The organism is Flavobacterium sp. LC2016-12, from assembly GCF_015351595.1.
GTDB lineage: Bacteria > Bacteroidota > Bacteroidia > Flavobacteriales > Flavobacteriaceae > Flavobacterium.
The window spans coordinates 31,185-56,518 of sequence record NZ_JADKPT010000008.1; the positions used below are offsets into that span (position 1 = coordinate 31,185).

Below are 25,334 nucleotides of genomic sequence, written 5' to 3' on the forward strand. Positions count from 1 at the left end.
TTGTTTTTTTTATAAATCTTAGAATTCTAAATTCATTCCAATAGAAGTCGTTCTTGGCACAGGATATCTACCTAAATCAATACCACTCAAGGTTATATTTTGATCTAGATTTCCAAGGGCAGGATCAAAACCGGAGTATTTTGTAAACGTGTATAGATTTTGGACATTGGCATACAATCTAATTTTAGAGAAAATAGATTTTTCGAATATCTTTTCTGGTAAATCATAGCTCAAAGAAACATTCTGAATTCTTAAATAAGAACCATCTTCTACAAATCGATTCGAAATTCTGCCATTCCCATTTGGATCATTAAGTGTGATTCTAGGAACATCAGTATTTTCATTTACTCCAGGTTCAAAAGCCTGTAGTGCCTGCGTAGTAACATTTCCAAAACGGTCTCCAAATCCAGGGTAAACACCATCAGTATAATGGCGGGTAAAATTATAAATTTCGTTACCCTCGCTTCCTGTTACTACAACTGAAAAATTAAAGTTTTTGTATCTCAAATTATTGGTGAACGAATACGTAAAATCAGGAATTGCGCTTCCGATAGCAGTTTGATCTTTAGCATCAATTTTTCCATCCTGATTAAGATCTTTAAAACGAATATCCCCAATTCCGGTTCCTGTTTCCTGAGTTGGCCCTGCAGCTAAGTCGGCAGCATTTTTAAACAGTCCGTCAGTAATATATCCATAAAATTGGCCTACTGGCTGTCCTGCTGTTGTTTTAGTAACGGTATAGGCATCGAACTGTACTTTTCCTAGTAAATATTGGCCTTCATTTTGAAAAGAAGTTAATTCATTGTTGTATTTTGATATAATAAGCGTACTGTCCCAAGTGAAATTTTCTGTTACAATGTTTCTTGTGTTCAATGTAAATTCCACTCCTTTAGTTACAATTTCACCTGTATTAAAGTACAAGTTAAGCGCACTTTGATTGGATTCGTCATTGATTTGCTTGGTAAGGAAATCTGAAGAATTTTTAATATAATAATCAAAATCTACTTTTACTCTGTTGTTAAATAATGCTAATTCAAAACCGGCATTGAAAGACTTAAGTGATTCCCATTTAACATCAGGATTACCTAAATTATCAATTGTTGGAGAGACACCTCCAAATGGAGATGCAGTTAATGTTAACATGGTGTCATATCTATTAGGCGGAATATTTTGATTTCCAACCGAACCGTAACCAGCTCTAAATTTTAAATAATTTATAGTCTTTGATAAAGGCTCAAAGAACTTTTCGTTACTTGCTGTCCATCCTCCTGAAAATGAAGGGAAATAACCCCATTTGTTATTAGGACCAAAATTTGACGAAGCATCTGCTCTTAAAGAAGCAGAAAAAGAATATCGATCAGAAAAGCTATAGTTTAATCTCGAAATATAAGAGGCCATAGACCATCTTCCAGAACCATTTCCGTTAAGAGCAGTATCGATATCACCAATGTTTAAATTAGTAAAATCTTTATTTAAAAATTCGCCTGTTCTGTAACCGCTTAAATATTCGTAACGGCTTTCTTGTGCTTCCTGACCTAGTAAAAAGGTAAAATTATGATTGTCGTTTATCGTTTTATTGTAAGTCAGGTAGTTTTTAATATTCCAGTAATAGCTTTGATCCTGCTGCTTAAATGATTTGTTCAAAAGTTCGGACACAGTTCCTAAAGTATATTTTGGTACGAAAGTTCTGCTTTTTGCAAAATTCAGGTCATAGCCTAACTCAGATCTAAAAACCAACCCCTTGATAATCGTAAAATCTGCAAATAAATTACCATTAATTTTAAATCTTTCTGTAGTAGAATTGTTGTATTCCGACAAAGCAATTGGATTAGTAGCTTCATTTGCAGAAGACCCTAAACCAGTAGTTGGTCCTGCATAAGAACCATCGGCTGCTCTAACCGGTAATTCTGGCGATTGTCTTAAGGTGTTCATCACCAAACCACCTCTGTCATCATTTCGGACTACCTGCTGCGATGATTTGCTTACGGATAAGTTATTACCAATCTTTAGCCATGATTTCACATTAGAATCTACATTTAATCGCATAGATAATCTGTTAAAATCTGAATTCAAAACAATTCCTTCCTGATCTAAATAATTTAAAGAGGTATAGTAACGTGTTCCTTCTTTTTCACCTGAGAATGACAGCTGATGATTATACATAGTAGCTGTTCTAAAAAGTTCATCTTGCCAGTTTGTTCCCTTTCCTAATAAATCAGGTTTTTGATATTGGTACGGAACAGGCTCACCGTTTAATTTGAAAATTTTAGACTGATAAGCAGCGTATTGTGGTAAGTTTAAAACATCAACAGTATTATTTACTTCCTGAGTAGCCAAATAGGTTTCATAGGTTAGCTTTGATTTTCCTTTTTTTCCTTTTTTGGTTGTGATCAAAACGACACCGTTTGCACCATTTGCACCATATATTGCCGTTGCTGATGCGTCTTTTAAAATATCAATAGTTTCGATATCCGAAATATTCAAACCAGATAAAGCCGAGTTTTTCGTTTGTCCGCTTCCTCCGCCTAATGCACTAAATGCAAACGAGTCGTTGTTTTTATCTGCAAAAACTGGTGTTCCGTCAATAACATATAAAGGTTCATTACCATTGATAGAAGTAATTCCTCTAATCTGAACAGAAATTCCTCCTCCGGGTGTTCCTGAATTTTGAGTAACGTTTACACCCGCAGCTTTACCTACAAGAGCCTGGTCAATAGAAATAAAAGGCTTGTCCTGAATTTCTGAAGCTTTAATGGATGAAACGGCACCATTTATATCTTTCCTTTTGGAAGTTCCATATCCGATTACGACTACTTCATTTAATTTTTCCAGGTCATTAGTCATAACTACCTGCATCACCGATTTTGGATCTGCTGGCAATACTAAATTTTTATATCCTATATAAGTAAAAAGTAATGTAGCTCGTGGCTCTACATTGTTTAAAACAAATCCACCATCAAAATCTGTGATTGTTGCGTTTTTTGTTCCTTGTACCAGTACACTTACACCGGGCAAGTTGATTCCCCCGGATGTTACTTTACCTTTAATAGTTTGAGCGAAGAAAAAATTCCCCCACATAAATACTATTAAACACAATAGTTTTTTTAATGTTCTTTTCTGCATAAAATTGGTTGTTAGAGTTTAGTTTAAATAATTAGTTTTTTTTGGTTTGTAAAACATCTAATACGATGGTCTTTATATGCCAAACACCTGAGTTAAAACAAGAAGACTATTTCTTAAATATTTCTTAACGAAAATAAAATGTAGCGCTATGCTATTGTAGAACAGATGAAGCATATTGTGCAACAAATGATGCAAAAAAACAGAACGAAAACGATGTTATGGCTAAAAAAGCCAATTACGGTAGTAAAAGCGCAGCTGAGGTATTGCTAAAAAAAAGACTTAAAAAATATTGTTTGTTTAGAAAAAAGGCTAAAATATTTTGTTTATGTGATTTTTATTATAATTCAAATAAGGGTCTTTTTGAAAAAATTGACTTACAAAAAAAAGAGCTTCCGTTTATAAAACAGAAGCTCTTTTTAACTTGCTTTTTTTTTAATGCCTGTACTTTTTTTTAATTCTTTTTTTCTTGCGTTGGAAGATATCCGTATTTAATTTTATAACATTTAGCAAAGTAGGAGGGAGAGGTAAAACCTACTTTATAACTTATTTCATTAATATTATTGTTTCCTTTTTCAATTAGCTGTTTTGCTTTTTCTAAGCGGACATTTCTAATAAACTCGTTAACAGAAACCCCTGTTAATGTTTTTATTTTTCTATACAACTGACTTCTGCTCAGGAAGATTTTAGCAGATAAAAGTTCGACTGTCAGTTCAGGTTCACTAATGTTTTCATTGATAAAATGCAGAATTTTTTGAATGAAATCATTATCGAGTGAAGTCGTTTTTTCTTTTCCGTCTTTTGTGATTCCCGTATAAAATTTCTTAAACATAATTTGCCTGCTTGTAATAAGCTGCGCCAGACTGGATTTTAAAATATCTAATTCAAAAGGTTTACTCAAATACATATCAGCACCAGAATCGATACCTTCGAGCCTGTCATTTACCATGGCTTTTGCAGAAAGCATTAATAAAGGAATATGACTTGTTTTTAAATCACCTTTTATGTTTTTGCACAATTGCAAACCGTCCATTACGGGCATGATAACATCTGTGATGATGATATCCGGCAATTTCTGAACGGCAAGTTCGTAACCTTTTTTACCGTTTTCGGCTGTAATAACTTTATATAATTTACTTAGTTCCTGTTTTAAATAATTTCTTAATTCAAGATTATCTTCAACAATCAAAACGGTATAGGCTTTTGCAGTATCTGCTATAATTTCTTCATTTGTGGTCGTAATTTCTTCTTCATCCGTTTGATCTGTATCCGGTTCAAATAAGAATTTATTTTTGTTTTTTTCTACCTCAAAAACTTCATCAATTATTTCATTTTCCTTATAAAAAGATTTGCCTAAAGGAAATGTAACAGTAAATTTTGTACCCTCTCCCGGTGTACTTTCAACGTCAATTTTTCCTTTATGGAGCTCAACAAATTCTTTTACAACCTCTAAGCCAATTCCGGTGCTTCCGTAGTAGTCTTTATTGACATTATTGACTTGATAAAATCTGTCAAAAATTCTTTTTAGATCTTTTTTATGAATCCCGGAGCCGGTATCCGTAATTGTTATTGAAAATGACGGAACTTTATTTCCATTGATTAACAATTCATTATCAATTTCTGATTTTTCTACAGCAATGGTAATAAAACCATTATCGGGAGTAAATTTAAATGCATTTGAAATAATGTTAAATAGTATTTTTTCAAGCATTTTTGGGTCTAGCCAATCTTCTAGTTCTTCAAGTGATGAATCAAAATTAATCGTAATATTTCTCGCTGCTGCTTCTTCATCAAAATAGCCTATAATTCCCTGTGTAAAGGTGAGTACTTCTATTTTCTTAGCCTGAAGGGAAATTTTGTTAAACTCTAATTTATTAAAATCCATTAGCTCATTGATAAGCCTGGACAACCTGTCTGAACTTTTGTGTACGATTTTTAATTTATTATGTAATTCGCGAGATAGATTCTTACTCCTTAAAATATCTTCCAGCGGATTAATAATTAAGGTTAAAGGAGTTCTAAATTCATGCGAAATATTAGTAAAAAACTGTAGTTTATTATTGTTTAGCTTTTCTAATTGAATCGTTTTTTCTCTTTGTAAAATGATGGCCTGTCTGGCTTTAAAGCGATTCTGATAAATTTTGTTGAAATATATAATCAGGAAAACTAAAATAGATACGTAGATTAAATAAGCCCAGAAGGTTTTCCACCAGGGCGGAAGTACAGTGATTTTTAGTTCTAGTTGAACATCACTCCAGGAACCATCGGCGTTAGCAGATTTCACTTTAAAAACATAGTCACCGGCTTCCAGATTTGTATAGGTTGCCGAGCGTTTATTTCCCACATAATTCCAATCCTTTTCAAATCCTTCAAGATAATAGGCATATTGGTTTTTTTTGGAATAGTTATAGTTAATTCCCACATATTCAATCGTAAAAACGGATTGTGCATGGTTGAGAACAATTTCTTTAGTTTGAGAAATTACTTTTGTTAAAGGAGAAGAATCTTCATTTGGCTTTATGGATCGATTAAATAATTTGAAATCACTGAAATAAAGCCTTGGCGCTTTTTCCACTTTTTTGATTTCGTTAGGATTGAAATAATTTACGCCTTCGTAACCACCAAAATACAGTTCTCCGTTAGCATCTTTAAAGACGGCATTATTATTAAAATCGTTGTCGATAAGACCATCATCCTTATTAAAATTGGTGCTTTTTTTATTTTTAAAATCAAGCTTTGTTAATCCGGCTCCGCCGCTTATCCATAAAGATCCATTATTATCAGATATTATAGCACGCACCGATTTCTCCTCCAAGCCAGGAAAATTATCGTAATTAGAAAATAGTTTGGTTTTTTTATTATAACTAAACAATCCTTCACCATCTGTTCCTATCCATATTCGTTTATCGTTAGATTCATAAATTGATAAAATAGTCTGAATACTATTGTATTTGATCTTATCCTTAAACATTTCATCCCGCATTTTTGTCACTCTAAAACCGGAGTCATCTTTTAAGCTGACCTGATATAGTCCTAAGATAGTTCCGACCCATAAAATATCATCAGAATCTACAAATACTTTACGAATAAAAGCTTTATTAAGCTCATTTTCTGCAAATGGTCTGGTGTCGCAATGAACAAACGTGTTACTCCTATTATCATAATAATGAAGTCCGCTTATAAAAGTTCCAATCCAAATTCGGCCTTTTGAATCTTCCGAAAAACTAAAAATTCGATTTGATTTTAATCCTGCCGTATTTGCTGTATTGTAATTTATAAATCGGGTAGTGCCATTTTTCAAAAAGTAGATGCCACGATCCCAGCTCCCTATCCAGATATTTTGTTTGCTGTCTATAAATATGGTCTGAATGTCAGTGGCGTCAAGGCCTGAATAATAAGATTGATTGTTTTTATTTACATGAATATATTGCTTAGTGTTGAGATTGTAGATATCAAGTCCTCCGCCTTCATTGCTTATTAAAAGATTTCCTTTTTTATCTTTTATTACTGAAGTAACGTAGCTGGTTTGTAAAGAGTTATCGTTATTTACAAGTGACTCAAGTGCATTAAATTTGTTGTTGGGCTTATCAAATACACCAAGTCCTTTATTAAAATATCCCAGCCATACCCGTTTTTCTTTGTCTTCGTATAGAGACCAGACGGAATTAGATTTTAGACTGAAATTGTTATACTTAGTGTGTAAATATTTTTGGAGTACCTGACCTTTATAATTTACAACTAGTAACCCATCATTTTCGGTGCCACAAATTATGTAATCCAGGCTGCTTTGTACAATAGATAAAATTTTATTTTTGGTAATGGAAAAATTTTCAAATTGATAATTATCAGTTTCAGGTTTAATTTTAATCAGCCCATTTTCAGTTGTTCCAAGCCATAAAAAACCAAATTTATCAATAACCAGATTTTCTATATCATCTAATAAAGGTTCTCTTTTAAATTTATCCTTATAAACCTGCTTAACTTTTCCATTTAAATCAATCTCTAAAAGGCCATAACTGGTTCCTAAATATATAATTCCCTGTTTGTTTTTTGCCGAACATTTTATTAAAAAATTGGGTCTTTGTAATACTTTTGACTGAACTAAAGAAACCTTTAAAGTTTTAATATTAAGTTTGAATAGCCCAAAACCATAAGCTCCTAAGATCAGGTTACCATTATTATCCTCAATAATTGTTTTTATGGTAATAGGCTCGTCATAACCTTTTTCGATCGCATCCTGTATATTGACTTTGGTAAAATTATCAAGATCCCTATTGTATAAACACAAGCCTTCGTCGGTACCAATCCATAAGTTATTATGAGTATCAATAAAAGTGTTATAAATGAAATTGCTGTTTACAGATCCTGGTTTTGTGTCATATTTATATCCAAAATAATTTACCCCGTCATATCGATATAAACCGGCACCATTTGTTCCTATCCACATAAAACCATTCTTATCCTGAATAATAGAAGAAATAGCTCTTTTTGAAGTGGTTTCCTGTATGCTTCTAAATTGGTAGTTGTCAAATTTATCCTGAGAAAATAGACAATTTACAAGCGCAAAGAAGCTTAAAAGAATATATAGGATATTTTTCATTGTACGATTATTGATCAACTTTATTGAAAATAAAATTTATAACTGATTTTGTTTTATGCATTTGTGAAACAATATTAATAAAACTAAACAGAACACTTAGCTTTTTCATCCAGATTTACCATATTGCTGAAAACCTGAGTCCGATTAATTACCTTAAAAAGGATTAATCGTACTCAGGTTATAAATTGTTTAAATAAGCAATATCTTGAAAGATTATTTTTTCATTTGTGCTTTTTTGAATGTTTATTTTAGTTCAAACTTACTGGTAAGTCCGTCGTTAGAATTCCACCCAATCATTATATTAAATTGTCCGGATTCTACTAAAAATTGACCTTCATTATCATAAAAACCAAGTTCCTTCTCTGTCAATGTAAATTGGACAGTTTTAGTTTCTCCCTTTTTTAGTGAAATAAGCTCAAAACCTTTTAATTCTTTAAGGGGTCTCACTATACTTGCAACAGGATCATTTATATACAATTGAACCACTTCTTTTCCATCATAATTTCCTGAATTTGTAACGTCAACACTTACTTGGATTTTTTCTCCTTTTGCAAAAGATGTTTTATTTATTTTAAGATTTTTATAATCGAATGTGGTATAACTCAATCCGAAACCAAAAGGGAATTGAGGTGTTTTTTCTACATCCATATAATGTGACCAAAAAACATTTTTATCACTGTCAATTGGTCTTCCTGTACTGTATTTGTTGTAATAAATTGGAACCTGACCTACATTTCTAGGAAACGACATTGGCAATTTTCCGCTTGGGTTGTAATCTCCATATAAAACCTGTGCCACTGCATTTCCTGTTTGGGTTCCTAAATGCCAGGCTTCTACGATTGAAGGTATGTGTTCTGCCGCCCAAGGAATAGAAAGCGGACGACCATTATTTAAAACTAAAACTATATTCGGATTTACGTTGTAAATTTCTTCTAATAATTCCTGTTGAACTCCAGGCAAATTTAAATCGGTTCTGCTTCGGGCTTCTCCGCTTTGAAAACCGTATTCGCCTAAAACCATTACGACAACGTCGGCATTTTTTGCGGTTGTTTTTGCTGCTTCAAAACCACTTTTATCTGTTGTATTGAAAACGGTTTCTGTAAGGAAAGTAGCTTTTTGCGAAAGCAAATCGGTACCTTTTTCAAAAGTCAGCTGATTGTCTTTGTATTGCTGCATTCCTTCTAAAACCGAAACAGCAGTATTATCATCCGCAGCAATTCTCCAGCTTCCCAACGGACTGTTTTTATCATTTGCCAAAGCACCGATCAAAGCAATTTTTTGCCCGGATTTCTTCAGTGGAAGCAATTTTTTATCATTCTTCAATAAAACAATTGACTTCTTAGCCATATCTAAAACGCCGTCATTATTGGCTTTGCTTCCAATAACTTCTTCTTCACGCTTTTCGTCGCAATATCTGTAAGGATCATCAAATAAACCCAATTCAAATTTTACACGTAAAATTCTGCGAACTGCATCGTTAACCAAAGCTTCTTTTACTTTTCCTTCTTTTACAAGTTCAACTAATTTTGCTACATACAAATAGGATTCCATATCCATATCAGAACCTGCAATGACTGCTTTTGCCGTTGCATCGGCTTCGTCCTTTGCATAACCGTGTGCAATCATCTCGCGAATAGAAGCATAATCCGAAATGACAAATCCGTCAAATTTCCATTTTCCTTTTAAAATATCTCTTTGCAAAAAGGCATTTCCTGTTGCCGGAATTCCATTCAAGGTATTAAACGAATTCATAAACGTACGAATTCCTGCTTGTATAGTAGCTTCGAAAGGAGGCAAAACCGAGTTGTATAATTTCGAAGTACTAATGTCTACACTATTATATTCTAATCCTGCTTCAACAAAACCGTATGCTGCAAAGTGTTTTGCACAAGCCGCAATCGTATTTACTTTAGCCAAATCAGCAACAGTTTCTCCCTGAAAACCTTTTACTCTTGCATAGCCTATTTTACTTCCCAAATAAGGATCTTCACCGGCGCCTTCCATTACACGTCCCCAGCGCGCATCATTTGAAACATCGACATTGGGTGCAAAAGTCCAGTTAATACCAGACGCTGAAGCCTCAGTTGCTGCAATTGCCGCCGACTTTTTAATAGCTTCCAAATCCCAGCTTGCTGCTTCTGCCAGTGGAATAGGGCTTAACGTCTTATAACCGTGAATAACATCAAAACCAATAATTAGCGGAATTCCTAAACGAGTTTCTTCTACAGCGATTTTCTGTACGGCACGAACTTCTTTTACACCTCGAACAGTAAGCATTGATCCCACAAGGCCTTTTCGTAAGTGTTCGTATTTTAATTCAGCACTTCCGCCTTTCGGTGCGGGTCCCGTTACATCCCAAAAGCCATTGTATTGATTCATTTGCCCTACTTTTTCTTCTAAAGTCATTTCTTTCATCAAAAGCGAAATTCGGTCCTCAGTAGTCTTACTGGTGTCCATATGCTTTTTTGTTTGAGCATACCCGTTTCCGAAAATAATTAGAAATAGAAAGACATATTTTTTAATTTGTTTTTTCATCATTGTGGTTTTGGTTTTTATAGAAGTTATTAAATTATGTAAAGCATTATTTTTGCCGATTTTATTATCGCTTATAAAATTCACAAATTTGTGTGTATTCAAATCTGATCAATTTTTTGGATTGTAAATGTAGTTTTACAGTAGTACCGATAGTAATACATTTGAAGCATTCTCTAAAACAAATGATGCAATACGCAGAGTCAATGCTAATAAAATAGAGAGATTTCTACTAAACTTTTTAGCTTCAATCCTACTAGGGGGAAAACTTAAAAATGGGATTCTCTTAAGAGATTCGACAAATTTTAATTTTAAACCTAAAAAAGAATTAATGAAAATTAAATTGTTTTGGAATTGATATATTTCAAATTAGAGGTTGGAAATCTATAGAATTTTTGTTTTACGGAAAATCTCAAAAAACGGCCTTAAGTTTTTGTGGTAAACTAGAAAGTAAGTTCAAATTATAGTATACAAAAAATGCCAGACTCTTGTAAAGGAATCTGGCATTTTTAAGACAAGTAATTTCTTTTATTTTTTGATTATTTTATCAATAAATAATATTTTGTTTCCAGTACTTAAAGTGTAAATATAAATGCTTCTTCTAAGACGGCTAACATCTATTTGAACTGTGTTTTCAGTTGAGTTTCCTGTTATTTCTACTGGTGCTGTAACTAAAAAGCCAAAGAGATCATACAATTTTAACGTCAGATTTTTTGGGTTATCCATTTTTATGGTAAAATTGACAAAATCAGTTGCAGGATTAGGATATGCTTTTATTGAACATCCTCCGTTTCCATGATCTGGTGGCAAAGCTTTTACAATGTTTATGGTAAAAGAACAATTGGTTGTATTTCCTGCTGCATCAACTACTTTGAAAATGTTTGTAGTAATACCCAATGGAAAAACACTTCCTGATGCCAATCCTGATGTTTGTGTAATAGTAATTCCTGAGCAATTATCAGTTGCTACAGGAGTAGAATAAGTTACTATCGCTCCATGTAATCTACCATCTTTTTTCTGGATAATATTTTCCGGACAAATTATTATTGGTAGCTCAGTGTCATTTACAATTACATTAAATGAAGATGTTGCTGTATTGCCAGACGCATCGGTTACTTTAAAGGTATTGGTTGTTGTTCCAACTGGGAATACAGCACCTGAAGCTAATCCTGCTGTCTGAACAGTAGTTGCTCCCGGAAAATTGTCGGTTCCTATAGGGGTGATGTAAGTGATTTTTGCTCCGCATATTCCTGTATCATTACTTTGTGTTATTGTTGCCGGTGCTACAATAACAGGTAATTTTGTGTCAGTAATGTTTAGAGACTGATCAACATTAGTAGCAGCTAAATAATATTCGTCTCCTACTTGAGAAGCCGTAATGGTTACCGTTCCTGCGCTAAAGATTTGGATTTTTCCGTTACTAATTTTGGCAATAGCTTCATTAGAACTTGCATAGGTAACCGCCAAACCAGATGTGGCTGTAGCATTTAGATCATAAGAGGTAGCATCTGTAATAGTAATAGTTGGGAAGTTGATGCTTTGTGCTGCTTTTTTAAGATCAAAACGCGCAATAACAGGTCCGTGATCGGAGGTTGTATTTACATAATTTGCAATATCTGGACGTGGATCATAAACCGCAATAGAATTTGGAATGTACTCGCTTGTAAGTTCATTAGAAATAATAATGTGATCTAAAAACCCTCCAGAAGCTAAGTAACTATAGGCTCCTGCTTTACTGATCTCTAAAGTTAAAGCATTATAACGATCAGTGTCTTCTACTATTTTTTGATAAGAAGAAGGATTAGGAGTAATAACAGATACATCGACATCATCATTATAATCTCCAAGAATCATAAAATTTGCATTTGGATATTCTGCATCTAAACTGTCCTTTAAAAGTTCAGCGTCGTATTTACGCATATTGTATTTAGAAATATCAGTTCCACTATTGGCACGACCATGAAGATCAATAATGTTCATTTCTTTTTTAACCCCGTTAATGTTGGTTTCAATATTCACTAAATAAGGCAAACGTCCTGAGGCAAAGAAACTAGAACTGTTACCTCCTGGATAATTAGGTAAACTGGCATTTCCGGCACGAATATTATCATACAATTCGGTAAACATAACGCGGGTTTTGTTTACTTTGGTAGTTTGCGTATTGTAAATAACCACTAATTTTTGAGGAGGGAATAGAGGATCTGGTGGCGAAAATGAATACGACCACGCTGGAGAAATGCTTTTGTCAAATGTTTTGCCATTGATGCTTATTTTTTGAATCAAAGTTTCCAGAGCAGCGTCATCAGACACTTCCTGAACTACGTAAACATCGGCATTTAATTTATTCATTACTTTGGCTACATTATCAACTTGCAAAGCATCGTCAATTGGACCAAATTCCCCACTTGTTCCAACTACATCACTTCCAAAAAACTCTAAGTTGTAACTTACAATATCGAAGGTTTCAGCTTTTGGAAAAGAGGAACCGGTAAAATGACCTATTTGCTGATTTAGTCCAGTAGAGGTAACCGTCAAGGAGCCTTCTAAATTTAATGCTTTTACCGAAGGGGCAAAACGCGCATAAATAGTTTTACCAGCTAATGCATCGTTTGCAGAAATAACAAGACTGGATTGAAAATTGGTATTATTAAGAGCTAATTGATAGTTAGAAGGAGCTGTGATCGTAAAATCACCATAACCCCCAGCCATGAAAACAAAGGATTGACTATCTGAAGTTGAATTTGCGTTTGTTTCACTAAAATTTAAATTAGGGTTAGAAGCTAAAAATGTTGCTTCATTCGTAATACTTACGTCATCTATTGTCCATTCGGCTGCATTATCTCCACCTGAAGCGGTAGTTTCATATACCCATGCTACATAAGTATTATCGGTTTTATAAGCACTTAAATTGATGAACTGAGAAACCTTAAATACTCCGGTAGTTGAAGGGAAATCACCTTCAATTTCTGTCCACGTAGCAGTTTCTGGGCTGCTTGTTCCGTCGTAATTAACAGAAATCATTAATTTTAAGTTTGGACCCGAATAAAATTTACGGGAATAAAATGATAATAATGGGAATTTATCGAAACTATCTAAATGTAATTTAGGTGAAATTAACCAATCCTTACTTGCTCCGTTTTCAGCATAGCCATTTATCGATACTGCTGCTGGTGAACTATTAAAACGGCTGCTTGTACTAGCCCATTTAATTTTATCACCTGCCACACTATAAGCAGTCCAGCCACTGTTTGTAAGTACATTTACATCATTAAAATTTTGAGAATAAGGATTGATTCCTATACCGGATAATAGTATCATTTTAGTACTTGCTCCTAAAGTTTGGTGGTCGATTTGTCCTGAAAAGTTACCCGTTGCATTAGGCGTAAATCGTACATAAACTGTAGGAGTGTTATTAGTATCAAAATCGTGCATGTCAAAGACCAAAGAAGATTGAAAGTTATCATTTGGATTTTTTGAAATTGTAAAATTATTTGAAGCACTAACAGTAACTACATCATTAAGATGCTGTGCCTGAATTTGATAACTGCTTGTTTTTGATGCGAAATTTTGTTCTGAAAAGCCAAAATCCAATGCAGTTTTTGTTGTTGATAGTGAAGGAACTAAAACATTTGAGGTTTTAATATTTAGCTGATTACTGTCAGTTTGAAGATTACCATAAGAATCTTCTGATATAGCATAAATAACATAATCAGTACCAAGAGTTAAATTAGAAATACTTTTAGTATAAATCAAAGTTTTGTCCGTAACATCAAATATACCAGATTGTAAAGCGGTGTTTCCATTAGCATCTAAACCTAATTTTAATTGAATAGCACTTGGTTTTGAACTTGCTGAGGCCAATAATACAAAATACGTTTTTCCAGTTTCATTCAGTTGAATAGAAAAATCAAAACCATTAGATAGGATATTTTCTATTTTAGGATATCCATCAGCGTATGCAGGCGGCGTAAGGTCATTTTGAATATTAATATTATCAATAGCAAACGAAGGACGTGAGCCTGCTCCTGAATTTTGTTTAGAAATCCATCTTAACTGTACAACCTCCTGATTGTCACATTCAGCTGGTAAAACTACAGTAATAGTAACAGGATTTAAAGGAGAAATAACCCCAGAAGTCGTTTGTTTAACTGTATTACTTAAATACGAGGTTGTAGGCAAAGTATTAAAAATAGAAGAATCACCTATTCGATATTGCAAAACCATTTCATTAATACGAGTGTTCGCAGTTCCATCATAAGGATTGCGAATTACCATAGCATCATATTGTACTACAATGCCTGACTTTGTCAATGTGTTAATTGCTAAACCAATCGTTAAGTCTAATGAACCGGAGTTTAAAAATCCAATTTTTCCATTATAATTATGAATATTACCGCTTGTAGTAGAAGCAGAGCTGCTTGCGGTTAAGGTTCGGTCTCCTACTAAGATGGCGTTCGTATTGTATGAACTTCCGGGAATTGCACTTGCTGTCCAACCCTGTAACCCTGAAGGATATGAGGTTGAGGTAGGTTCTAATAAAGAAAAATCTTGTACATAAGGCAAATTTTGAGGTGCCGGAGATGTTCCCTGTGCAAATAAGGACAGGGAAAAGCAACAAAAAAGACTTACAAAAGCCATGAGGTGGCGAGTTTGGTAGAAGTGTTTCATTTGTTAAGAAATAAGGTTGTTAGAAATCAAATTTAAAGCCTTTAAAGTTAAGCTATTATTATAAAATTTATAAGTTTATGGAACTTTTTTACGGATTTTTCATATAAAACTATCTCGCTTGGTACTGGAAAAAACTTATAAAAATATCATTTTTTAACTAAAATAATCATTAGATTAAGGAAGCTGATAGCTTTAACGAACTCATTTTTTTAAGGTGTTTTATTCTTAATAAGGCCCATTTAAGGAAGAATTAGATTAGGATCAGAAATAAGATAATGTTTCATATTTACGGATCTTAGATTTTGAACTTATAAAAAAAATAAAATAGAATAAATATTAATGCTGTATCAGACCTGTTGGCGGTTATTAATTCCACCTCACATTTACAGATGATTTATATTTATAGTAAGTATCGTATAAAAAAAAAACAACCTTATGGTTGTTTTTTTTCTTTTTTTAAATTCCCAAGGGGTAAATGCCTTTCTCTGAGAATAATAAAAATTTTCGATGTACTCAAAAGTTGATTTTTTTGTCTGCTCTCTTGTTTTATATTTATTTTGATAAATGCAATTATTTGATTTTTATATTGCTACTGGCTTCATTGATATATTTTGGAAATCTCAGGAGCCATTTATATTAGTCTTTGAGTAAGGAATAAGTTTTAAGAGCAAGTTATAAAGAGTAGGCTTGTAATGTTTTTTTTGCCCATTTTCCCCAATCTTTCAAAGCATCCAAAAGTATTTTGTTTAGTCCTTTATTGTCAGTTGGTTTGCCTTTAATTGGTGGAGCTAAATCTTTGTCAGAAACTGGAATTTCTGTAACTTTTGTAGCAAACCATGTCATATTTTCGTGTGGCATGGCCAATCCTAAAATTGTTCCGGGTAAGCCTGTAAAAGATTCAGGGCCTCCTGAGAATGGAATTTGAATTGTGTAATAAGCAACAACATAAACAGAATCGATAATTATAGCATTTGCTCTGCGGCATTCATAACCCGCAATTTCTCTGGTTTCATCGGTAATTTTCCAATCAATTTTGCGTAAACTGTCTTTAACTAAGTATAAATCATCATAAACATTTTTTTGTGTAATACTGGTTTGAGTATCAAGATCTGTGGCGATAACATTTTTTAAATTAGCCATTGCATCGTCAGCAATCCAATTATTGCTTGCTGATTGATTTGTTTCATCCCATTTGTATAAACTCTTGTTTTTTGAGAAACTGAGAATACTTTTTGTAGTTTTAAATTGTGGATTGTTTTTTTTATAACTTTCAAAAGCAGCTTGATAATAACTATCAGTTTCTCCTTTTATTTTTTTTGTAATCAAAGCATACATATTCGATTTTTTCTCAAATTCGATTACGCCATTTTGTACAAAGTGTTCATTTTGTGCAAAAGTATTGCAGCTTGTCAATACAATTATTAAAATTAGGATGCGATTTATTATTGTTTTCATGGTGTTAGTTTTGTTTAATTTCTCCTCCGCCCATTTTGCTGAAATCCCAGCTTACAGAGAACATAAAGTATCTTTGGATAGTGGTATAAGTACTTTGGTTGATATTTCCATTATACGCCGAACGATTAAATCCTACATTTTGGTTCAAAAGATCTCTTCCCGTTATAGAAACTCTTAAATTATCGGTTTTGAAGAATTTTTTGGTGATAGATGCATTCCAAATAAAACGTTCAAAAGTTTCCTGAATCACTTGCGTTTTTCCATTATATTGATAATTACCATCTGTGCTAATTTCTAGTTTGAAAGGTAATTCTACACTGGTCCAGAAATTTCCATTAAAACCCCAACCATTACTATCACTATTTTCGTTGATGCTTGCATCAGCAACGTTGTAAACAGGTCCGAAGCTGGTATTAAAATTGTATTTTTTTTCTTTATACTTTGATAAGTTTAAATTCAAAGAATAACTTGAATTTTTAGTTTGATTCAGTTTTGTATTGATGTAATTATAGTTTACATTTTTGTTGGCGCTTAAACCAATTCCTGCTGTCATGTCTATGGCTTTGATTGTTTTGCCAAAATTACCATTCAAGTAATAACTTGTTGTAGCTTTGTCTTTTAGGTTTACAAATTTTGATATACTTTCTCCTCTGTCATTTGTAACCACATTACTTATTATTGGATTTAGCGTAAAATTATACGATCCATTAACCGAAAAATATTGATTGGTAAGTACTTTATACGAATAATAATTTCCTCTAAAATTATTTCTAAAAGAAGGATCTAAATTTGGATTACCCACAACTGTATTCAATTGATTTTGATTATTTCGTATCGGTTGTATTTGATCTAGTGTCGGCTGATCAGTGTTTCCGTTATACGACAAACGCAATGATTCTCTTTGTTTAAAATTATATTGATAGTTTATCTGAGGCATGTAGTTGATAAATTTTTGCTTAAAAGTACTATCTGTATAAACATCATATTGTTTAAAGTTTACACCGCTAAATTTAGAACCAAAAGAAAAAACAGTTTTATTTTTTTTGTAATTAAAAATCGCTCCAAGTTGGTTTATCGTTTGGTCTAATTCATAATTATTACTAAAGATAGAATCCAAAACAGTATAATCGCCGTTTGGAGATTGATTAAAAGATTTACGATCAGCTTTTCCGTTACTTAGGTTGAAGCCATAATTAAGAATTACAGATAGACTTTTGGATAAGGGTTCGGTATAGATTAAATTTGATTTAAAAGCTGTATTGCTAATATTATTGACCTTGTTTTGATCGACTACTTTGGTGCTATCCGGACTAATTACGGATGCTGTAAAAAATTCAGCTCTAGAATTTAAATAACCGTCACTTTTACTATCTGTACTTGATTGGTTTAGATTTAGTGATATTGTTCGACCCGTTTTTTTAAGTCTTTTGGTTAATAAAGTATTTATATTAAATGCTTTATCATCAACATCGTTTGTAGTGGTCTGTTTCAAATTATTCAATTGGTTACCTTGTTCGTCAGTACCTTTTCGCATTTCTGCTTCACTTGAATTACTGTTTTTAAATAATGCATCTACATTTAATTTTAAAGTTAAAGTAGTGTCAATTTTAATTTCATATGCCAGATCAAGTTTATTTTTAGTCATGTTTTTTTCAAAACTCTTGTCTGAAGTATTATAAATGCTGCTTGAACTTAAATTTTGCTGGTTAATATCATTACGACTTCCTGAAAGTTTGATATCACCAATTTTATAATTTGCATTGATAGATTCTTTATCGTTGTTCCATTTATTGTCAAAATGTATTCCGCCAGTTTGAGCTACTGGAATTCCTTCACCATTAAATTGTCCATCCCAACTTTCAAATTCATCATTTCCATTGTTTGAAAAATTAATACCGCCGTCATCAGTTACCTGATAACTGCTTTGGCCATATTTATCTTTATCTCCCCATCCTAATCCTACTTGTCCGGTATTACCTAAAATGCCGTAAGCTGCTAATTTTTTCTTATCCCAAAACTTATTAAACATGGCTTGACCTTTGTAAAAATTATCAGTTCCTCCTCCGAGTTCTACTTTACCGAAATGACCATTTTTTTTGTCTTCTTTAAGTTTAACATTTAGTGTTTTGGTTTTCTGACCATCATCAATTCCTGTAAAAGCGGCCTGATCACTTTTTTTGTCGTACAATTGTACTTTATCGACCATGTCTGCACGCAGATTTTTTGTAACTAAAGTAGGATCATCACCAAAAAATTCTTCACCATCAACCAAAACTTTGGTTACGGCTTCGCCTTGAGCGGTAATTTTTCCATCTTTATCAATTTGTATTCCCGGGAATTGTTTTATCAGATCTTCCACTTTTGCATTAGGTTCTATTTTAAATGCTTTTGGATCAAATTCTAACGTATCTCCTTTGATTTTCATGGAGGCTCTATTGCCTTTTATAATTATTTCGGATAGTAATCTTCCTTTATCAGCCAAATTAATTTTACCATAATCTTTGATTAACTTTGTGGAATCAACAGAAAATTGATCTACAAAATCAGCATATTTGGGATAAGAAACTAGTAAAATAAATTTACCGGATTTAATATTATTAAACTCAAAATAACCATTTTCTTTGGCTCGCGTAAATTTTACTAAAATGGAATCTTGTGCTCTTAACAAAGAGACTGATGCTTTCGTTAAAGTAGAATTGTTTATGGTATCTGTTACATATCCTTTAACTGTGCCTGATATTTGTGCCTGTAAAGTATTTGATAAAAAAAGAAAGCAACATAACACTAGAATTGTTTGTCTCATTAATTGTTTGTGGTTTTTTGAAAAAAGGCATTATTGTTCTATTCTATTTTTTGAGTAATAGAAATAAAATGCATTTGTTGTGTGATTTGTTTTTTGAGGAAGTTAAGGTTGTAGATTCTATAGTAATTGAAATAGTAGCTTTTGATACAGATTTACTGAAGTAGAGTGACTTGATTTTATGAAATTCATATTTTTTTTGTGAGGTTTTGGTTGTTAGCGGTGTAAATTTTAACGATTTTATTTAGTGATCTTTACTATAACAGTTAAATGTGAATATAGGTCAAAAGTAAATAAAAATACTACAATATTAAAAAAGACTTTACTTTTATTGTCATGATTAATTATTTACATTAACAAGCATGTTTTTTTTTTAAGTATCTTTCAATGTTAAGCCGATTTTAAAATATAGAAAGGAAAACAAATGATGAATCGCTCCAAATAAAATATTCAGAGTAAATAAAGTCTGTAATAATAGGAGGAGAATTTCTTAATTGCAGGTAGGAGAGTTGCTAATGGTTACCACTTTTTGAAACCGGCCGTGATTGCTCACAGAAACATACTGAATCCTATTTTGAAAAGGATTGAATAAATACGGATGGCCATTCTTGTCTTTTGAGGTAACTTCTTCTTCAATTTCTATTATTTTATTCAAATCCTCAAAATGACTAACCGCAATAGTATGAATATAATCCTGAGATAGAATAGTGCTAGTGTGGAAGGTTTTACCGGAACAAATGACACTTCCTTTAATGCTATTGTTGTTTTGCGATACTAAAGAGCAAACCAGCTTTAGGGGTATATATTCCCTTATTTTTGTCTGACGGTTGTACACTTTATATGCAGCTTCTTTCATGCTCCATAGTATCCAAACCATGATTTCGGGATCTGTAGCGCTTGCAATAAGCAATTGCTCGTCAAGGGTGAATATTTTTTCGATAAGCCCCTTACGCCGCCAATTACTTTCTTTGCGGGATTGCAGAATATCAATCACGTCATTGCCAATCATTTTTGAGCTAGTTTAGTTTCAATAATTTCGACAGCCGTTTTAACATCAAGCATGCGTTCCATATCACTATTGTCAATTACAACATCAAAAGCTTCTTCAATATCAAGAACAATGTCTACTAGGTTAGCCGAATTAATACTTAGATCGTTAATAAAATCAGTATCCTCGGTAAGGTTGTCATATGCTTCTGTATTAGTAGTGTAAGGCTTTATGATCAGTTTTAATTTGGCAATAAGTTCTTCTTTGTTCATACTATTATTTTTGAAATTTTTTAAAAATTATGCAGGCATTTACATCACCAAAACCAAAACTTGCTTTGGCAATAATATTGGGGTTACTATCAATTGTTTTTAAAGGTACTTTTGAAGGATCTATAAGAATGCTAATTTCGGGATGAAGATCCTCACAATTTGTATTTCCAAATATGAAACCTTCATGAAGCTGCAAAACGGTTGCTACGCTTTCGATACTTCCGGCAGCGCTTAAGCAATGACCGGTCATGTTTTTTAAAGAATTGATATATGGAAAATTATTTTCCCTTCTATTAAGTGCTTTTGTCCAGTTTTCAATTTCAAGGCTGTCTTTTATGGTTGCTGTTAGATGTCCATTTATAGCATCAATTTGATCAGCTGAAATACCCGAATTAGAAATTGCGTTTGTAATACAGCGTTGCACGGCTGTGCTGTTGGGTGCCGTCATACTGCCATTACCACGTTGTCCGCCCGAGTTAACACTTCCTCCTAAGATTTCAGCATAAATCGTTGCGCCACGTTCTATAGCACTTTCTAAATCTTCTATAACCAAAGCCCCGGCACCACTTCCTGGCACGAAGCCTGCAGCTGAAGCACTCATAGGTCTTGAACCTTGCTCCGGATTATCGTTGTATTTTGAACTGCAGACACGAAGCGCATCAAATCCTGCCCAAATGTAAGGGCCGCTGTCGCCTGTACTTCCTGCTAATATTCGTTTTGCCTGTCCAGCCTGTATGCGATCATAAGCCATCATAATAGCTTCGGTTCCTGTTGCGCAGGCAGACGAATTGGTGGTAACCTGATTACCGAGGCCCAATTTTCCTCCCAGATAAGCGCTGACACCGCTATTCATCGTTTGTGCCACAACGGTACTGCCTAATCTGCGAGTTTGTAATTCGTCAATTTTATAAATGCTTTCGCGGAATTTATCTATGCCGGATGTTCCGGATCCAAAAATAGTTCCGCTGTCCCAGTCTGGTTCGTCGTTTATTTCGATTGGTAACGCGGCATTTCTCCAGGCTTCTATTCCTGCAATAACGCCATACAAAATACCGGTGCTGTTAAAACCGCGAAGTTCCAGCTCAGTAAAATACTCAGCTTTAAGTTCTTCAGAAATTTGAGGTTTACCCGCTATCTGGCAGGAAAACTGTAATTCCTGTAGTTGTTCATTATGCCGAATTCCTGATATTCCGTTTTTTATGGCGTGACTAAAGGCTGCAATACCAACTCCGTTTGGAGCGACGACGCCCAATCCTGTTATTACAACTCGCTTACTCATAATTTATTGGTCATCATGCCAGCCAAAATACCTTTGCAAACTTCTTGTCCGGCTTCGTTTTTCATAATTACATCACACTTCAATTTTCCAAACCTGAAAAATGTTTTTTGAGAATTAACGGTTATTTTTTCGTTAGGATAAACGGGTTTTAAAAACTGCACATCGGCAGAGGTAAAAGCGATTACAGTATCTTTAGTAAAAGTATCGCCCAGAAGATGGATGCCGAGACAAACCAAGCCAATCTGAGCCATCGTTTCGGTCAGGATTACGCCCGGAGTTACCGGATTATCTTTAAAATGACCTTTGTAAAAATCCAGCTCTTCGCTATACGTATAGGTGCCGCTAATACTATTTTCGTCTACGTGAAGTAATTCATTTACAAACAAAAAAGGTTTGCTATAAGGCAGTTTTGTTAAAATATTAGTCAGTTCCATGTTTTTTTTTCTAAATAATTACCATTGTAATAAAACTCTTTGTGCTGAAAATCCAGGACCAAAACTCAGCATTAAACCTTTTTCTCCCACTTTCGGATTTCTATCCATAATTTGTTCTAAAACATACAATACCGTAGCACTCGACATATTGCCGTATTGTTTCAGCACTTCTTTGGTATCATCAATATTTTTTCCTAATCCTGAAAAAAGTGCTTCAACGGTAGTAATGATCTTTTTTCCACCCGGATGAAAAATCATGTAGTCAATGTCTTTTATTTCTAATTTGTTTTTTTGTAGAAATGGATGTATAATATCTCCAAAATGAGAGGCGATCGTGTCCGGAACTTCTATATCCAATACCATTTGCAGTCCGCTGTTGGTGAGTTTAAAACCCATCATGTGTTCTGCCTCATAAAAATGATACATTTCTTCATTCACTATTTCGGGGCCTTGATCTTCTTTGTGGGAAGATAATAAACAACAGGCGGCTCCATCTCCAAAAATGGCGGCGCTTACAATATTAGGCATCGAAAAATCATCAAGCTGAAATGTCGCCGTTGGAGACTCCACAGCGATAACCGCTGCACGTTTTCCGGGATTCGCTTTCAGAAAGTTCTTCGCGTATATAATACCCGATATTCCAGCTGCGCAGCCCATTTCGGTAACCGGAAGACGTACAATGTCCTGTCTCAATTTCATTTTATTGATGAGGTAAGCGTCCAGGGAAGGAATCATAATTCCGGTACAGCTCACCGTAATGATATAATCCAAAGTCAGCGGATCCCAATCTGCTTTTTCGAGTGCTTTTTGTAGCACCTGTTCGCCTAAAATAATGACTTCACGCGTATAAATATCGTTTTTCTCTTCAAATGATGTTGCGGTAAAAACTTGTTCCGGATCCATTATTGAATACCGTTTGTCTACTGCAGCGCCTTCAAAAATCTTTTTAACTTTTTTTATAAAACGATCATCTTGTTCATGCAGCCATCCATCCAGCATTGGAAGTATATCAGCCGTTGCACGTGAATATTTTGGAAGTTGCCTGGCAACCGTTATTATTTTTACACTCATTTTTTTGTAATTATCCACTGGTAGCGAAAAGCCCATTTCCAGCTTATGGTATAGTTTTTAAAATTTAGTTTTTTAGAGAATTCAACGAGTTCTTTTTTTCTAAATCCTCTCAGGATAGAAATCAGCCCATCTTCCCGTGACATGGTGTTCAGATTAAAAACAATACAGATCAGTTTAAAAAGCCTGTAGGCAGTTTTACTTCGATGCAAATCGTTGATAATGACGCCGGTTTCAGCATTATTACTAAAGATACTAATTATTTTTAATATCTGCTCGTTGCTAAAATGGTGAAGCGTCAGGGTACATAAAATAATATCATATTTCATAGCTGTAAAATCTTCGCTAAAAATATCCACACATCTATATTCGATATTGGAGTATTCTTGTGATAATTTTTTGGCATAATTGATAGTAAACTCATTGGCATCAATACCGGTAAGCTGAAAAGTAAGTTTGTTTTTTTTGCCAAATTTTGCCAGCATACGAAGCATATCTCCATTACCGCAGCCTATATCGACTATAGAAATAGCTTTCGCAGGATGAGCATGTTTTAGTAATTGTTTTATTCCCTGCAGAATTACCTTATTACCACCAAGCAATTGATTGATACGGGCAATTTGATCGAGTGCCTCTCTGAGTTCTTCTCCCTGCAGCGAAAAATCGTCCATTATCTCGGCTTCCTGTGTTCTGTATTTGGTTTTTACGGCCATTTAAGTGATTGCTATAGGTTTACCGTGAGTTTTTTTAATTATCTCAGGAAGCATTTTAGGAAATGATACTACTACTGAAATGAGCATATTGGTTATTGTTTTGTTGGTTAAGATTCGAGCCAGAATTCTGCCCATAAATATTCTTTTTCCAAAATGTTTATTCCATTCTTTTTTATAATTTCTTTCTAATTGATCTCTGGAAATACTTTTATCAACATAAAACGCTAAGATTAATTCTGATGCTATTTTCGCACTATGTATTGCCATCGCCATTCCGTTGCCACAAAGCGGGTGTATAAGACCGGCTGTATCGCCAATCATTATCATATGATTTTCTACAGGTTGTTTTTTTTCAAACGAAATCTGACTTATGGTAAGTGGTTTATCAAAAAGAAGTGTACTGTTTTCAAAAACAGATTTAAGATGTTTGTTTTTATAAAGCACATTCTGCTGATAATCCTCAATATTTTTATATTGCTTGAAAGTAGCGTAATCGGCCAGATAACAAATATTTATAATGTTATTTTCAACCTTGGAAACGCCACAATAACCTCCGTTAAAATTGTGCAGTGCTACAAGATTAGTATCTAAATTACCAGAATAATGGGCTTTAACTGCCAGCCATGGCGATTTTTTATGGAAGAAATTACGATCTAAAAGTTGATCGACATTGGAGCGTTTCCCAAAAGCACCCAGTACTATTTTAGCCGTTACAATTTGATTTACAGTCGTAACATTGAAGATATCATTGTTGAAAGATACATCAGTAACATTTTCTTTAATTATGGTACAATTGACCGATGATATTGCCTTTTGATACAAAAAATCATCAAGTGCATATCGACTGATACCAAATCCGCCGAGCGGAAGTTGTGCCTTTGCCGTTTTTCCGCTATTGGTGCTAAATTCAAACTTAGAGATTTTTGTGGGATTAAGTTCAGAAACATTGATGCCAAGCGATCTGAGATAAGGTAAAATCTCATTCGAAATATATTCTCCACAAACTTTATGTCGCGGATAAGAAGATTTTTCGATTAGGGTTACTTTCAAATTCTTTTGGGATAGATGAATAGCCGCTGTCAAACCAGCAAGTCCGCCACCAATAATCAAGACATCTGAATTTGTTTCCATATCACCAATTTAGTGATAAAATTTCAGGATTCCAATCAAGTTGTTAATCTTTTCTTTCTCACCTTCTTAAAGCAGCCTTAAGTTTTTGTGGCAAAAAAGGTATCCACTCCACATCGAATTGTGCACCGAATGTGCCACAAAACTTTTGAGCGGTTTTAAAAAATTTGAAAAGCAGTATAAAAGAAAAAAACCTGCGAATCTTACGATTTGCAGGCTTTACCACGTTTTTTGAGGCTTTTTGAAAAGATTGAAAACTTTAAGTTTTTCGCCTTTT

Annotated in this window: 15 protein-coding genes; 1 reads left to right on the plus strand and 14 read right to left on the minus strand. The window is 33.7% G+C overall.

From position 1 onward, the window contains the following. Positions 1-18: 18 nt before the first annotated feature. Entirely contained in the window at positions 19-3,123 is a 3,105-nt protein-coding gene (locus IRZ99_RS13765; protein ID WP_194657817.1) for a TonB-dependent receptor, read from the minus strand. Positions 3,124-3,341: 218 nt separating this feature from the next. Here IRZ99_RS13765 and IRZ99_RS13770 point away from each other — a divergent pair, with 218 nt between their 5' ends. Beyond that, entirely contained in the window at positions 3,342-3,578 is a 237-nt protein-coding gene (locus IRZ99_RS13770) for a hypothetical protein (protein ID WP_194657818.1), read from the plus strand. On the opposite strand, the gene IRZ99_RS13775 is transcribed toward IRZ99_RS13770, so the two are convergent. The 13 genes from IRZ99_RS13775 to IRZ99_RS13835 all read right to left on the minus strand — a co-directional run bounded on the left by IRZ99_RS13775 (position 3,575) and on the right by IRZ99_RS13835 (position 25,060). Continuing rightward, positions 3,575-7,720 carry a two-component regulator propeller domain-containing protein gene (locus IRZ99_RS13775; protein WP_194657819.1) on the minus strand — a complete coding sequence of 1,382 codons (4,146 nt, stop codon included), beginning with the start codon at positions 7,718-7,720 and terminating at the stop codon, positions 3,575-3,577. The two genes, IRZ99_RS13770 and IRZ99_RS13775, sit on opposite strands and share 4 nt — an antisense overlap. Positions 7,721-7,963: 243 nt before the next feature. Continuing rightward, the gene (bglX, locus tag IRZ99_RS13780; RefSeq protein WP_194657942.1) at positions 7,964-10,255 is read right to left on the minus strand and encodes a beta-glucosidase BglX; all 2,292 of its coding nucleotides are present in this window, start codon (positions 10,253-10,255) and stop codon (positions 7,964-7,966) included. A 525-nt stretch (positions 10,256-10,780) separates the two neighbouring features. Further along, positions 10,781-14,890, minus strand: coding sequence for an HYR domain-containing protein (locus IRZ99_RS13785; RefSeq protein ID WP_228519088.1), 4,110 nt, complete (start codon positions 14,888-14,890; stop codon positions 10,781-10,783). Between the two features lie 413 nt (positions 14,891-15,303). Then, entirely contained in the window at positions 15,304-15,486 is a 183-nt protein-coding gene (locus tag IRZ99_RS21300; protein WP_194657943.1) for a hypothetical protein, read from the minus strand. A 106-nt stretch (positions 15,487-15,592) separates the two neighbouring features. Then, positions 15,593-16,375, minus strand: coding sequence for a GLPGLI family protein (locus tag IRZ99_RS13795; RefSeq protein ID WP_194657821.1), 783 nt, complete (start codon positions 16,373-16,375; stop codon positions 15,593-15,595). A 4-nt stretch (positions 16,376-16,379) separates the two neighbouring features. Beyond that, a complete protein-coding gene (locus tag IRZ99_RS13800) occupies positions 16,380-19,178 on the minus strand; it encodes an outer membrane beta-barrel family protein (protein ID WP_194657822.1) in 2,799 nt (932 codons plus the stop codon). 487 nt (positions 19,179-19,665) lie between these two features. Continuing rightward, the gene (locus IRZ99_RS13805; RefSeq protein ID WP_194657823.1) at positions 19,666-20,184 is read right to left on the minus strand and encodes a 4'-phosphopantetheinyl transferase superfamily protein; all 519 of its coding nucleotides are present in this window, start codon (positions 20,182-20,184) and stop codon (positions 19,666-19,668) included. Continuing rightward, positions 20,181-20,435, minus strand: coding sequence for an acyl carrier protein (locus IRZ99_RS13810; protein WP_194657824.1), 255 nt, complete (start codon positions 20,433-20,435; stop codon positions 20,181-20,183). Before IRZ99_RS13810 ends, IRZ99_RS13805 begins: the two co-directional genes overlap by 4 nt. 4 nt (positions 20,436-20,439) lie before the next feature. Next, entirely contained in the window at positions 20,440-21,714 is a 1,275-nt protein-coding gene (locus IRZ99_RS13815; RefSeq protein ID WP_194657825.1) for a beta-ketoacyl synthase, read from the minus strand. Continuing rightward, positions 21,711-22,148 (minus strand): 3-hydroxyacyl-ACP dehydratase FabZ family protein, encoded by a 438-nt coding sequence (locus IRZ99_RS13820; protein WP_194657826.1) that lies wholly within the window; start codon positions 22,146-22,148, stop codon positions 21,711-21,713. Before IRZ99_RS13820 ends, IRZ99_RS13815 begins: the two co-directional genes overlap by 4 nt. 18 nt (positions 22,149-22,166) lie before the next feature. Then, complete coding sequence (locus tag IRZ99_RS13825) at positions 22,167-23,219, minus strand: type III polyketide synthase (RefSeq protein WP_194657827.1); 1,053 nt, start codon at positions 23,217-23,219, stop codon at positions 22,167-22,169. Next, positions 23,216-23,929, minus strand: a complete 714-nt coding sequence (locus IRZ99_RS13830) for a methyltransferase domain-containing protein (RefSeq protein WP_194657828.1) — start codon at positions 23,927-23,929, stop codon at positions 23,216-23,218. Before IRZ99_RS13830 ends, IRZ99_RS13825 begins: the two co-directional genes overlap by 4 nt. Then, positions 23,930-25,060, minus strand: a complete 1,131-nt coding sequence (locus tag IRZ99_RS13835) for an NAD(P)/FAD-dependent oxidoreductase (RefSeq protein WP_194657829.1) — start codon at positions 25,058-25,060, stop codon at positions 23,930-23,932. Between the last annotated feature and the right edge of the window lie 274 nt (positions 25,061-25,334).